Annotated in this window: 13 protein-coding genes and 1 pseudogene; 7 read left to right on the plus strand and 7 right to left on the minus strand. The window is 41.7% G+C overall.

The features are described from left to right. The 5 genes and pseudogenes from ACEYCN_RS00965 to ACEYCN_RS00985 form a co-directional block, all read left to right on the plus strand. Positions 1-85 (plus strand): annotated as a pseudogene (locus tag ACEYCN_RS00965) (phosphocarrier protein HPr); the annotation flags it as partial. A 4-nt stretch (positions 86-89) separates the two neighbouring features. Continuing rightward, positions 90-1,823, plus strand: coding sequence for a phosphoenolpyruvate--protein phosphotransferase (gene ptsP, locus ACEYCN_RS00970; RefSeq protein ID WP_373712468.1), 1,734 nt, complete (start codon positions 90-92; stop codon positions 1,821-1,823). 141 nt (positions 1,824-1,964) lie between these two features. After that, positions 1,965-3,389: an NADP-dependent glyceraldehyde-3-phosphate dehydrogenase gene (locus tag ACEYCN_RS00975; RefSeq protein WP_373712437.1), complete on the plus strand. Its 1,425-nt coding sequence runs from the start codon at positions 1,965-1,967 to the stop codon at positions 3,387-3,389. 85 nt (positions 3,390-3,474) lie between these two features. Next, positions 3,475-3,669, plus strand: coding sequence for a hypothetical protein (locus ACEYCN_RS00980; protein ID WP_373712438.1), 195 nt, complete (start codon positions 3,475-3,477; stop codon positions 3,667-3,669). Positions 3,670-3,834: 165 nt separating this feature from the next. Next, positions 3,835-5,343, plus strand: a complete 1,509-nt coding sequence (locus tag ACEYCN_RS00985) for a hypothetical protein (protein ID WP_373712439.1) — start codon at positions 3,835-3,837, stop codon at positions 5,341-5,343. Positions 5,344-5,385: 42 nt separating this feature from the next. Here the strand turns inward: ACEYCN_RS00985 and ACEYCN_RS00990 are convergent, their stop codons facing one another. Next, on the minus strand, positions 5,386-6,042 hold the full coding sequence (locus ACEYCN_RS00990; protein ID WP_373712469.1) for an HAD family hydrolase: 657 nt from the start codon (positions 6,040-6,042) through the stop codon (positions 5,386-5,388). A gap of 116 nt (positions 6,043-6,158) precedes the next feature. Continuing rightward, positions 6,159-6,611, minus strand: a complete 453-nt coding sequence (locus ACEYCN_RS00995; protein ID WP_373712440.1) for a DUF1694 domain-containing protein — start codon at positions 6,609-6,611, stop codon at positions 6,159-6,161. 144 nt (positions 6,612-6,755) lie between these two features. Here ACEYCN_RS00995 and eno point away from each other — a divergent pair, with 144 nt between their 5' ends. Further along, on the plus strand, positions 6,756-8,063 hold the full coding sequence (eno, locus tag ACEYCN_RS01000; protein ID WP_373712441.1) for a surface-displayed alpha-enolase: 1,308 nt from the start codon (positions 6,756-6,758) through the stop codon (positions 8,061-8,063). Positions 8,064-8,353: 290 nt separating this feature from the next. Continuing rightward, positions 8,354-8,983, plus strand: coding sequence for an HAD family hydrolase (locus ACEYCN_RS01005; RefSeq protein WP_373712442.1), 630 nt, complete (start codon positions 8,354-8,356; stop codon positions 8,981-8,983). A 30-nt stretch (positions 8,984-9,013) separates the two neighbouring features. On the opposite strand, the gene ACEYCN_RS01010 is transcribed toward ACEYCN_RS01005, so the two are convergent. The 5 genes from ACEYCN_RS01010 to ACEYCN_RS01030 all read right to left on the minus strand — a co-directional run bounded on the left by ACEYCN_RS01010 (position 9,014) and on the right by ACEYCN_RS01030 (position 12,592). Next, positions 9,014-9,859 carry an amino acid ABC transporter substrate-binding protein gene (locus ACEYCN_RS01010; RefSeq protein WP_373712443.1) on the minus strand — a complete coding sequence of 282 codons (846 nt, stop codon included), beginning with the start codon at positions 9,857-9,859 and terminating at the stop codon, positions 9,014-9,016. A 12-nt stretch (positions 9,860-9,871) separates the two neighbouring features. Then, complete coding sequence (locus ACEYCN_RS01015; protein WP_373712444.1) at positions 9,872-10,501, minus strand: amino acid ABC transporter ATP-binding protein; 630 nt, start codon at positions 10,499-10,501, stop codon at positions 9,872-9,874. 9 nt (positions 10,502-10,510) lie between these two features. Further along, a complete protein-coding gene (locus ACEYCN_RS01020) occupies positions 10,511-11,152 on the minus strand; it encodes an amino acid ABC transporter permease (RefSeq protein ID WP_373712445.1) in 642 nt (213 codons plus the stop codon). A gap of 173 nt (positions 11,153-11,325) precedes the next feature. After that, the gene (locus ACEYCN_RS01025) at positions 11,326-11,520 is read right to left on the minus strand and encodes a hypothetical protein (protein ID WP_373712446.1); all 195 of its coding nucleotides are present in this window, start codon (positions 11,518-11,520) and stop codon (positions 11,326-11,328) included. 70 nt (positions 11,521-11,590) lie between these two features. After that, positions 11,591-12,592, minus strand: a complete 1,002-nt coding sequence (locus ACEYCN_RS01030; protein ID WP_373712447.1) for a lactonase family protein — start codon at positions 12,590-12,592, stop codon at positions 11,591-11,593. Positions 12,593-12,687 lie beyond the last annotated feature (95 nt).

Raw genomic sequence — 12,687 nt, forward strand, 5'->3', positions numbered from 1 at the left:
CGTTACTATTTCAGCTGAAGGTGCAGATGCTGACGATGCTATCGCAGCTATCACTGAAACAATGGACAAAGAAGGATTGGCGTAAGATTATGACAGATATGCTTAAAGGAATCGCGGCATCAGATGGTGTTGCTATTGCTAAGGCATACCTACTTGTTCAGCCGGATTTGTCATTTGAAACTGTAACAGTTGAAGATACAAATGCAGAAGAGGCTCGCCTTGATGTTGCGTTACAAGCATCACAAGACGAGCTTTCTGTTATCCGCGAGAACGCTGTAGCTAGCCTTGGAGAAGAAGCGGCAGCTGTATTTGATGCTCACTTGATGGTATTGGCTGATCCAGAAATGGTTGGCCAAATTAAAGAAACAATCCGTGCCAAGAAAACCAATGCAGAAACTGGTTTGAAAGAAGTCACAGATATGTTCATCGCGATTTTTGAAGGTATGGATGATAACCCATATATGCAAGAACGCGCTGCAGATATTCGTGATGTAACCAAGCGGGTTTTGGCACACTTGCTAGGTGTTCGCCTGCCTAACCCAGCTGCTATCTCTGAAGAAGCCATTGTGATTGCTCATGACTTGACTCCGTCTGATACAGCTCAGTTGAACAAGCAATACGTAAAAGCCTTTGTTACCAACATTGGTGGCCGTACTAGTCACTCAGCTATCATGGCCCGCACACTTGAAATCGCTGCTGTTCTCGGTACAAACAATATCACGGAAATCGTAAAAGATGGTGATTTGTTGGCTGTTAACGGTATTACTGGTGAAGTGGTCATCAACCCATCTGATGAAATTATTGCTGAATTTAAAGCAGCAGGTGAGGCCTATGCCAAACAAAAAGCAGAATGGGCTCTTCTAAAAGATGCCAAAACGGTTACTGCTGATGGCAAACATTTTGAATTGGCTGCTAATATCGGTACTCCAAAAGATGTTGAAGGTGTCAATGACAATGGAGCAGAAGCTGTTGGTCTTTACCGTACAGAGTTCCTCTACATGGATTCTCAAGACTTCCCGACTGAAGATGAGCAATATGAAGCTTACAAGGCAGTGCTAGAAGGTATGAATGGTAAACCTGTGGTGGTTCGTACCATGGATATCGGTGGTGATAAGGAACTTCCTTACTTCGATATGCCACACGAAATGAACCCATTCCTTGGTTTCCGTGCGCTTCGTATCTCTATTTCTGAGACAGGCGATGCCATGTTCCGTACGCAAATTCGTGCTCTGCTTCGCGCATCTGTTCATGGTCAACTACGGATCATGTTCCCAATGGTTGCTCTCTTAACGGAGTTCCGTGCAGCGAAGAAAGTTTTTGACGAGGAAAAAGCGAACCTGCTTGCTGAAGGTGTAGCAGTAGCTGATGATATCCAAGTAGGTATCATGATTGAGATTCCAGCAGCAGCAATGCTGGCTGACCAGTTTGCTAAAGAAGTTGATTTCTTCTCTATCGGTACTAATGACCTCATCCAGTATACTATGGCTGCAGACCGTATGAACGAACAAGTTTCATACCTTTACCAACCATATAACCCATCAATTCTCCGTCTGATTGCCAACGTTATCAAGGCTGCTCACGTAGAAGGAAAATGGGCTGGTATGTGTGGAGAAATGGCTGGAGATCAACAAGCTGTACCGCTCTTGATGGGTCTTGGTTTGGATGAATTCTCCATGTCAGCAACTTCTGTACTTCGTACACGTAGCTTGATGAAGAAACTCGACAGCGCTAAGATGGAAGAGTATGCTACTCGTGCCATCACTGAATGTGCAACAGCCGAAGAAGTACTTGAACTTCAAAAAGAATACGTAAACTTTGAATAGTCTTTCATTTAGAACAGGAGGAATTCCTGTTCTTTTTTATTTTCTTGAATATTATGAAAGAATATTGGGAATTTTCTAAAAATTATTGCAAAATATTCTTTCTTATGTTACAATAATCACATTCCACAAAAGGAGACAGAAATGAAAGATTATAAGAATTATGTCAATGGAGAATGGTTAGGTTCTGAGAAGAAGATTGCGATTTATTCTCCGATTAATCAGGAAGAATTGGGAACTGTTCCGGCAATGTCGCAGGAAGAAGTAGATAAGGCTATGTCTGCTGCGCGTGAAGCACTGCCAACTTGGCGTAGACTATCAGCCTACGAACGTGCCCAATATTTGCATAAGGCAGCAAATATTTTGGAAGCTCGCAAGGACGAGATCGGAGAAATTCTAGCCAAGGAAGTTTCGAAAGGTATCAAAGCTTCCATTGGAGAAGTCGATCGTTCTGCCCATCTTATCCGTTACGCAGCAGAAGAAGGCCTACGTGTCTATGGATCATCGTTGGAAGGTGGTACCTATGAGCCAGCTGCTAAGTCTAAGATTTCCCTGATTCGCCGTGAACCAGTTGGAATTGTCTTGGCTATTGCCCCTTATAACTACCCAGTTAACTTATCTGCTTCCAAGATTGCTCCTGCTTTGATTGGAGGAAATGTGGTTATGTTTAAGCCACCAACGCAAGGCTCCATCTCAGGCTTACTTTTGGCAGAAGCCTTTGCAGAAGCTGGCTTACCTGCAGGTGTTTTCAATACGATTACTGGTCGTGGTTCTGAAATCGGGGACTATATCATCGAGCATCCTGAAGTAAACTTTATCAACTTTACCGGTTCAACTCCAATCGGTCAGAAAGTTGGGAAATTAGCAGGGATTCGTCCGATTATGTTAGAACTAGGTGGTAAAGATGCCGCGGTTGTCCTTGAAGATGCAGATTTGGACCATGCGGCAAAAGAAATTGTCAGCGGAGCCTTCAGTTATTCTGGTCAGCGCTGTACAGCCATCAAGCGTGTCTTGGTCATGGATGCCGTTGCAGATCAGCTAGCTGCTAAATTACAGTCAGAAGTTGAGAAATTGACAGTTGGTGATCCATTTGAAAACAAGGATATTACTCCAGTTATCGATGATAGTTCTGCGGACTTTATTGAAGGTTTGGTCCGAGATGCTCAGCAGAAAGGTGCTGTGGAACTAACATCTTACAAGCGTGAGAAGAACCTCATCTGGCCAACTCTCTTAGACCATGTGACAACTGATATGGAAATTGCCTGGGAAGAGCCATTTGGTCCAGTCCTGCCCATTATTCGGGTCAGCTCACTTGACGAGGCCTTGACCATCTGTAACCAGTCAGAATACGGTCTTCAATCCTCCATCTTCACCAGTAATTATCCATTGGCCTTTGACTTTGCTTCTAAGTTGGAAGTGGGGACAGTTCATATCAATGCCAAAACCCAACGTGGTCCAGACAACTTCCCATTCTTGGGAGTCAAGGGTTCTGGTGCTGGTATACAAGGAATCAAATACAGTATTGAAGCCATGACCAAGGTGAAATCCGTTGTATTTGACATCCAATAAAAAACTTTTTTGGAAGAGGACTCCACTGTCCTCTTTTTTTGCTATAATAAAAGAAAAGAACCATACAAAATAGGAGGTATTCAACATGAACAAGGGATTTGAAGCTTTCAAGAAAACCTTGAGCACACAGAGTTTAAAAGCTATCTACGATGAAACGAAGCTGGAAATTGCTGATGACCATGCGGAAGGAACGGAAGCCTTCTCCGTAGCCATGGCTAGTCAGATGGCCATCAATATCGTAGAGGTCTATCACCGTTGGTTGGCTGAACAGGAAGAGTAAAAAGGTCGACACATATTAAAGTGAACAAGCTTCTTTATCTGGTATTCAGAATGAGCTGTTCGCTTTTTTCATCTTTCAATAACTTCGTCAAATTTAATGATTATTTGACAGAAATAGAAAAAAAGATTAACATAAAAATGTATAAAAAAATAAGGAGTTATGATAGTGGAAGAGAGAAAAGAAAAGTGGATTCGTCTGTTTGAAAAGGTTGTCGGCAGAAAGCCGACTCCGGATGAATTTTTGAAAGGACAAGAAACAGATTTTGACTTAAAGGCGATTCGTCAAATCGCTGGACTTGATCAGCTGGAAAATTCTGCTTCATTGTCGGATCAAGCTACTCAGTTGAATGTTACTCAGGAAAGCCTTCCTACTTCATCAACTTGGAGTAAGGGGAAAAAGGCGCTCTGGGCAGGAGTAGCCTTGCTTGCTATTGTGAGCTTTGGTGCTTACACTTATTTCAGTAGTCAGTCTGGTCCTAAAGTTGCGGTTGAAGCTTTTTCTAAGGCAGCAAGCCGCAATGATTTTGATGCGCTAGCAAAACTCCTTTCACATGGGTCGGATAAATGGTCAAAAGAGGAGGTGAGAGGATTCCTAGCTTATTTGTCAGAAAAAAAGATTAATCCGGTAGAAGTCTTGGAATCGTTGGTGGATGATCCAGAAGCTGCAATATATAGTGATGATCAGGGGAACAAACTGTTGGGCTTGGAAGAAGATGGCAAGACTCTCGGAATCTTCACAAATTACCGAGTGACCAGCTATCCCCTGACAATTTCTGTAAAAAGTAATCTTTCAGATTTAGAGATTGATGGCCAAAAAGTTGAAAAGGATAAAGAAATAGCCCTTCCTGAAAAGCGATTTACTCCCCAAAGTTTAAAAGTGATTGCAAAAACGGATATCGGACAGGTTTCTAGCAACTACGATATTTACTTAGAGGATGTTTCTGATAACCATCTATTAATCGAACTAGAGGAACAGGAAGTGACAATTTCAGCGAACTTGCCAAGTCAGGTTTCTAATGCCACAAATCCTAAGTTGGTTGTTAACGGAAAAAATCTTGGGACAGGTCTAACAGCTGAAACGAAACTTCTTTCAGGTCAAGAAATGACCGTCCATGCTGTATTTACTTATGAAGGTCAGGAGTTTACAACAGAAAAAAGTAAGGTTACTTTTGACGATGAGAAATCCAACATTCATCTAGATCTAACCCTGTCCAGCGATACACTCTCAAAAATCAAGGCAATTGAGGATGATAAATCAGCCCGCAAAGCAAAAGAAGAACTAGATGCAGCAAATGCAGCCAAAGAATCTGAGTTGAAGGCTGAAGTTGAAGAATTGGTTTTTGCCTATCGCAATGCTATTAATGACGCGATTGCCAATCGAAATCCATCTGCTATTTCGAATCTCTTTACATCTTCAAGCAATTCTACCTATCTCGAAATTAAGGATGATATCCTTCCAGAACTTTGGAGTAATGGATTATCCAGATATGACAGTACGACAACTGGTATTGTCATCAACAGTGTTGAGGGGGATATCATTCGGGCAACTGTTACCTCGAGTGTGATTAGCCATTACAAGAATGGAAAGTCATCTGGACCATCCACTGTTGTACGTGAGTATACAATGAGGAGAATCGGACAGAGCCTCTACTTTGAAAGTTTTAATACAAATTAATCCATTGTTTTTCAGAAAAAATAATGAAAACGACTGAGAGGTTCAGTCGTTTTTTGTTGCAATTAATGATGGCAGATCGGCTAGTTGGTTAAGAATATAGGTAGCCCCAGCTTCTGCTAGTTCTTTTTTTGAACCAAAGCCATATAGAATACCGACAGAATCCATTTGATGGGCTTTTGCACCCTCAATATCATGTTTGCGGTCGCCGACCATAAGGCATTGACTAGTATCGGTTATCTGGGCCATTTCAAGGGCATGCAGAATCACATCAGCCTTTTCAGAGCGTTGACCATCCAAGCTTGCTCCAGCAATGACCTGAAAGAAATCCTTAATCTGAAAATGTTCTAAAATTTGAACTGCAAAGATTTCTGGCTTGGAGGTCGCCAAAATGAGCTTCTTCCCTGAAGCGCTCAACTCAGATAAGACTGGGATAACATCTGGATAGAGCTGGTTTTCAAAGAGTCCAATCTCGGAAAAATACTGGCGATAGAAAGTCACGGCCTGTTGACTATCCTCTTCTGATAAGTGGAAAAATTTGCTGAAAGATTCCTTGAGAGGAGGCCCAATAAAGGGCAATAAGTCCTTTCTATCAGGAATAGGAAGGTTCATTTTTTCTAAGGCAAAGCAGACTGAGTTGATGATGCCAAGGCTTGAATCAGTCAAGGTCCCATCAAGGTCAAATAAAATTTTCTGATACATGAAATATTCCTTTCTAGCAGGCAAGGGCATGCTGACCCGCCTTGAGATGATTTGGTCTGCCTGAAAAATCGGATAGCTAGGGTCAGATAGGAAGAACAAGGACCCGGATTTACCACCTAGCCGCCAAAGAGTTTTTGCCAAAATCCTTTCTTTTCAGCATTTTTTGTTGGAGCTTCTTTCAATAAGTTTGGAAAAGTATGGTCCAAGGAAATATTTTCCAAGTTCACTGCATGATTCGTATGAAAGAGGAGGGCATAAGGGCTGTTGGCGATTTTTTCATCCACGATAGTGGTAGTAATACCAGCAGCCTGGGCCTCTTTCATCAGGGAAATTTGAATCGAATCGGAAAGATTGGGCGAAATCTTTAGAAATAGCGGGGGATACTTGTCTTTCAAATATTGACAAATGGCTGGAAAGTGTTCTTGAAGGTCCTTGGAAGTGGCCTCAGTGAAGGAGAGAGTTAAGAGCATACGCTCTCGGAAAGTGCCCATATAGAGCCTTTGCTGATCCGGGTCCAGACGATTCTCACCGCTAGATTTCTGTAAAATCGTTTTTTGTAAATCTGTCATAGGTAAATTGTACCATAAAGATGAAAAATGCACAGAAAAAGCAAACGTTTTCTTTTGTAGAAGTCGCATTTTTCCTTGAAAAAAAAACGTTTTTGAAGTATGATAGTAATGTAATAAATTTAAACTCAAAAGGAGAGTAATAACATGTCAATTATTACTGATGTTTACGCTCGCGAAGTCCTTGACTCACGCGGTAACCCAACACTTGAAGTAGAAGTTTATACTGAATCAGGTGCTTTCGGTCGTGGTATGGTTCCTTCAGGAGCATCTACTGGTGAGCACGAAGCAGTAGAACTTCGCGATGGTGACAAATCTCGCTACCTCGGTCTTGGTACACAAAAAGCTGTTGACAATGTAAACAACATTATCGCTGAAGCAATCATCGGTTTTGATGTTACTCAACAACAAGCCATTGACCGGGCTATGATCGAATTGGACGGAACTCCTAACAAAGGTAAATTGGGTGCCAACGCTATTCTTGGTGTTTCTATCGCCGTTGCCCGTGCAGCTGCTGACTACCTTGAAGTGCCACTTTACACTTACCTTGGCGGATTCAACACAAAACTTCTTCCAACTCCAATGATGAACATCATCAACGGTGGTTCTCACTCAGACGCTCCTATTGCTTTCCAAGAATTCATGATCTTGCCAGTTGGCGCACCATCATTCAAAGAAGGTCTTCGTTGGGGAGCTGAAGTCTTCCATGCCTTGAAGAAAATCCTTAAATCACGCGGTTTGGTAACTGCTGTTGGTGACGAAGGTGGTTTCGCTCCTAAGTTCGAAGGAACTGAAGATGGTGTTGAAACAATCATCGCTGCTATCGAAGCTGCTGGTTACGAAGCTGGCGAAAACGGCATCATGATCGGTTTCGACTGTGCGTCATCTGAGTTCTACGACAAAGAGCGTAAAGTTTACGACTACACTAAATTTGAAGGCGAAGGCGCAGCTGTCCGTACTTCAGCAGAACAAATTGACTACCTTGAAGAGTTGGTAAACAAATACCCAATCATCACTATCGAAGATGGTATGGATGAAAATGACTGGGATGGCTGGAAAGCTCTTACTGAGCGTCTTGGCAAACGTGTTCAGTTGGTTGGTGACGACTTCTTCGTTACAAATACTGACTACCTTGCACGTGGTATCAAGGAAAATGCAGCTAACTCAATCTTGATTAAAGTAAACCAAATCGGTACTTTGACTGAAACCTTCGAAGCAATCGAAATGGCGAAAGAAGCTGGCTACACTGCCGTTGTATCACACCGTTCAGGTGAAACTGAAGATTCAACAATCGCTGATATCGCAGTTGCAACTAACGCTGGTCAAATCAAGACAGGTTCCTTGTCTCGTACAGACCGTATCGCGAAATACAACCAATTGCTTCGTATCGAAGATCAACTTGGTGAAGTTGCTCAATACAAAGGTCTTCAAGCATTCTACAACTTGAAAAAATAAATTAGTACAGTGTACTAATTTATCCCCGAGCTAGTATAGCGAGGGTTGTAGTAAGAACAAGTTCGGATATTTCCGAACTTGTTTTTTCCTAGTCTGGGAGACTGTTTTATCCCCGAGCTAGCATAGCGAGGGATTTAGTAAGAACAAGTCTGGAAATTTCCAGACTTGTTTTTCATATTGAAAAAATGCAACAATAAGAAAGTAGCTCCAAAAGTAGCTACTTTTTTGTATAGATTTATGATAAAATGTGAAAAGAAATTGAATACTATTGAAGAATGGAGATTCTATCATTGATAGACTGGTTATTTTTTGATATTGGGTCAACCTTAGTTGATGAAAGGCAAGCTTTAGATGATTTTGTGAATCGTTGTGTCGAAAAATTGGCTCAAGGAGGGATTATCGTATCAACAGCCGCTTACCATAGTCAACTTCTGCATATTGCTGAGCAAGGCGGGGATCCTATTCATGAGGCTTGGAGTTGTTTTGCACCCAATCATTTAAAACGGCCGAGCTGGTCCCATGATAAAGAGAGGTTATTTCCCGAGGTGAGATTAGTTTTAAAAACATTGGGAGAGAGGTACCGTCTCGGTATTATTGCAAATCAAGGAAAAGGTTTACTTGATAGGTTAGAACGATTTGGCATTTTGGATAATTTTGAAATCATTATTAATTCAACAGATATTGGTTTTTCTAAGCCGGATTTAAGGATATTCCAAGTTGCCCTAGAGAAAGCTAATATTGAACCAAGTAAAGCCGTCTATGTAGGTGATCGTGTTGATAATGACATGGTTCCAGCGAAGAAACTGGGAATGCGGACAATTCGTTTGAGACAGGGTTTGGGACAATATGGTTCAGAAGATGCTACTTTTCCAAGCGATTGGCAAGTATCGAATGTACAAGAGTTGCTGCAAATACTATAAAAGAGGATTCAAACGAATCCTCTTATCTTTTTATTCTTCCCCTTTGACAGCTGGAGAAGCGGTGTCTTCATTAAACCATTTTTGAGATATTTCTTGGAATTTTCCTTCCTTATAGAGTTTCTTGAAACCTTCGTTGATTTTTTGTACGAGGGTAACATCAGATTTTCTAGCACCTACTGCGAAGTCCCCGCTCTCTAAAGCAGCTGAGAGGACACGATAGTTTTCAGTTTCATTCTTTTGAGCTAAGTAGTAGTTGGCATAGACCTTATCAACCAAGAGGGCATCAATTCGGTCATTTTCTAAGTCGATAAAGGCTTGGGTAAATGTAGAGTATTGGACAGCATCTTTGTCTTTTACGATGTCCTTGAGCACTTCTGGGTTATTTTCGAAAGCTTCATAACCAGAAGAAGCGGCTTGGGCACCGAGTATTTTGTCTGCCATATCAGACAGTTTCATGACAGCAGAGTCTTTCTTGACAATCAATACTTCTTCCGTTTCCATATAAATGTCTGAGAAGAGCACTTTTTGTTTTCGTTCATCGGTTACAGAATAGCCGTTCCAAATGAGGTCAATGGTGCCATTGTCTAGTTCGGCCTCTTTCATGGACCATGTAATGGGTTGCCACTCCACTTCGATACCATATTCCGCAAAAACGGCGTTTGCCAAGTCAATATCGAAACCAACGTTCTTACCTTCTTTGTTTTTAAAGCCCATAGGAACAAAGGTATTGTCAAAGCCGATGACGATCTTTTTATTTTTTACATAGGTATTCCATTGGTCATCATTTTTTTCCTTGCTAGTCTTTGCGCATGAGGCCAAGACAAGTCCCATCAGAATGACTGAAAGGGCCAAGATAATTTTTTTAAGTTGTTTCATTGATTTCTCCTTTTATTTTGGGTTAATTTTTATTATTCGGTCTGAAATATTTTCTGCGAACTGAAGATCATGGGTCACGATGATTTGTGTCATGCCAGCTTCCTTGTTTTGCAGAATCAATTTCTCAACTTCTTGCCGAAGAGCTTCATCAAGTGCACTAGTTGGTTCGTCATAACCGATAATCTGTGGCTCAATCATCATGGCACGTGCCAGGGCCACACGTTGTTTTTGGCCACCTGAGAGGGAGTAGGGGTAAGCATCCGCAAATCCGGCTAGTCCTAGACGGTCGAGTAAATGGAGGGCTTTATCTTGGGCTTCTTTCTTACTCATATGGAGTGTTTTAGTTGGCGAAAGAATGAGATTGTCCATGACAGATAGGTGGGGAAAGAGCTGGAAGTCTTGGAAGACAAAACCTAGAAGATTGGCATCTTCTAAATGACTGATGGAAACAGACTCACCATTATGGATGATTTCGCCACTGTCTAATTTTTCAAGACCAGCCAGCATGCGAAGGAGGGTTGTTTTTCCTCCACCTGAAGGTCCCACCAGTGACAAAGTCTTTCCTTCTTCAACTGTCAAATTGAACTGGTCAAAAATGATTTTTTCACCAAATTTTTTTGAAATATTTTTAAGTTCTAACATGAGGACCTCTTACTTGTAATAGTTAAATTTCTTTTCAACTTGTTTCGATAAGACAGTTGCCAATCCAATCAGAATCAAGTAAATAGCACCAGCAAAGAAGATTGGAATGAGGCTGGCATCGCGATTTGAAGCAATCTGACTTTCTTGTAATAGATCTCGAATTCCCAATACATAAACCAGAGATGAATCCTTGACCAGGTTGATAACTTCATTGAAAACACTGGGAAGGACAATCTTAAAGACCTGTGGTAGGATGATGTAGCGGATGGTCTGCAATTGTGTCATCTTCAAAACCTTGGCTGCTTCGTACTGACCGGTTGGGATGGCTTCGATTCCTCCGCGGAAGATTTCCGCAAAATAAGCCGCATAGTTAAGGGTGAAGGCTATAATGGCTGCGGGCATCCGCTCAAAGGAAATGCCGACACCAGGAAGAACGTAGTAAAGAAAAATCAGTTGCAGGAGCAAAGGTGTCCCCCGCATAATCCAAACATAGACAGTCAGTAGCCATTGGAGGGGCTTGAAAGGCACCTGCATGAGAAAGGACAAAATGGCTCCTAAAGGGATAGAAAGTACTAGGACAATGAAAAAAACTTGCAAGGTCACTAGACTTCCACTTAATAAACTGGGTAAAACCTGTGAAATATAATCCATAAAATCTCCTAAAAATTAACTAACCACCTGAAATTATACCAAATTTTCGGAGAGAATGGGAGAAATTTGGTAGAAATATTCAAAATATTCGTATTTTTATAGCAAGTTACGATAGAAAAAAGAACTTATAAAAAGACAGGTGAGCTTCTTTTCTCATCTGTCTTTTTGAATGTTTATTTTCCATCAAACAAGCCTTTAACCTTGTTGATGACACCGTCAAGTCCGCCCGCTCCATCAAGGAGTCCTTTTGCTTGGTCAAAGTATTCACCAAGCTGGTCCTTATTGTCTTCGATAAATTTTTGTGCAGCTGAGAAATCTTTTTTCTCAATCATTTCCTTAACTTGATTAAATAACTCTGTTGGGTTCATAGTTTGATACCTCTTTCTTTTTTATTCAAGTTATTAAACCATAAATCCTGAAGAAAAGAAAGTCTTTTGTTTAAAAAAGGACACAGACAGCTTCAGGGACTTGAAAATCATGACTGATTTCTGTTAGTTTACCATTCTCAACATTGCGGGAGAAAACGGTCACATTGTCCGAATCCTGGTGGGCAGCAATCAGGAATTGATTGTCTGGAGAGAGAATGAAATCTCGTGGTGTCTTGCCCTGACTGGATACGATTTCGACAAGTTCAAGTGTGGCATCACCCAGAACCTTGAAAACGGCGATGGAGTCGTGGCCTCGGTTTGAAGTATAAACAAATTTGCCGTCATTTGAGACGCGAATGGCTGCCGTCCCATTGAAGCCAGTATGGTCTTCTGGGAGGGTAGAAATGGTTTGAAGCAGTTCAAATTGACCCAGTCCATCGTAAATTAAGACTTCAACAGTTGAATTGAGTTCACACATGAGGTAGGCAATTTTTGCGGTTGGGTGGAAGGCTAAGTGCCGTGGTCCTGCTCCAGGTGTGCTTTGGTAGCTCGCTAATGGTGCCAATTTCCCTTCAGCATCAACAGTATAGGTTAAGACCTTGTCACAACCCAAATCACAGGCAACCAGATACTTGTCTGGTGTCAAATCAGCATAGTGGGCATGGGCGCTGGCTTGGTTTTCATGGGGGCCAGAACCAACATGAGTTACTTGATCAGCAAGGACGAGGCTTCCGTCTGCCTGACGTTTGTATACCAAAACTTGTCCCTTATGGTAGTTGGCTCCGTATACCAGCCCTCGGTCTTCATCGACAGAGACATAACATAAGGGGGCACCTTCTTCAACCACATGGTTGAGGAGTTGGTAGTTGGCATCATAGGCAGCAATACCGCCACCGGCTTCTGTTGCACCGACAGTATAGAGGGAACCGTCTTTTGCAAAGGCTAGGTAGGTCGGGTTGTTTTCTTTGATGAGGAGCTCTAGGTTGCTGAGTTCACCGGTAGTAGCATCAAAATCTGCAACATAAACACCCTCTGAACTTCGTTTCGTGTAGGTACCAAAGTAAATTTTCATGTGGTCACACCTCTTTTTTCAAATTTTACCTATTATATCATAAAAATGTAATTTTTTATCTTTTTTAGTAAGGGCTTTCTTGTAAAAGTTACCTT

This window comes from Streptococcus sp. (genome assembly GCF_041802885.1).
GTDB lineage: Bacteria > Bacillota > Bacilli > Lactobacillales > Streptococcaceae > Streptococcus.

Bases quoted from the DNA above. Each gene is read 5' to 3' on its own strand.
- eno (WP_373712441.1), top strand. From the start codon at position 6,756: ATGTCAATTATTACTGATGTTTACGCTCGCGAAGTCCTTGACTCACGC.
- ACEYCN_RS00990 (WP_373712469.1), bottom strand. From the start codon at position 6,042: ATGTATCAGAAAATTTTATTTGACCTTGATGGGACCTTGACTGATTCA.
- ACEYCN_RS00980 (WP_373712438.1), top strand. From the start codon at position 3,475: ATGAACAAGGGATTTGAAGCTTTCAAGAAAACCTTGAGCACACAGAGT.
- ACEYCN_RS01015 (WP_373712444.1), bottom strand. From the start codon at position 10,501: ATGTTAGAACTTAAAAATATTTCAAAAAAATTTGGTGAAAAAATCATT.
- ACEYCN_RS01020 (WP_373712445.1), bottom strand. From the start codon at position 11,152: ATGGATTATATTTCACAGGTTTTACCCAGTTTATTAAGTGGAAGTCTA.
- ACEYCN_RS01010 (WP_373712443.1), bottom strand. From the start codon at position 9,859: ATGAAACAACTTAAAAAAATTATCTTGGCCCTTTCAGTCATTCTGATG.
- ACEYCN_RS01025 (WP_373712446.1), bottom strand. From the start codon at position 11,520: ATGAACCCAACAGAGTTATTTAATCAAGTTAAGGAAATGATTGAGAAA.
- ptsP (WP_373712468.1), top strand. From the start codon at position 90: ATGACAGATATGCTTAAAGGAATCGCGGCATCAGATGGTGTTGCTATT.
- ACEYCN_RS00975 (WP_373712437.1), top strand. From the start codon at position 1,965: ATGAAAGATTATAAGAATTATGTCAATGGAGAATGGTTAGGTTCTGAG.
- ACEYCN_RS01030 (WP_373712447.1), bottom strand. From the start codon at position 12,592: ATGAAAATTTACTTTGGTACCTACACGAAACGAAGTTCAGAGGGTGTT.
- ACEYCN_RS00995 (WP_373712440.1), bottom strand. From the start codon at position 6,611: ATGACAGATTTACAAAAAACGATTTTACAGAAATCTAGCGGTGAGAAT.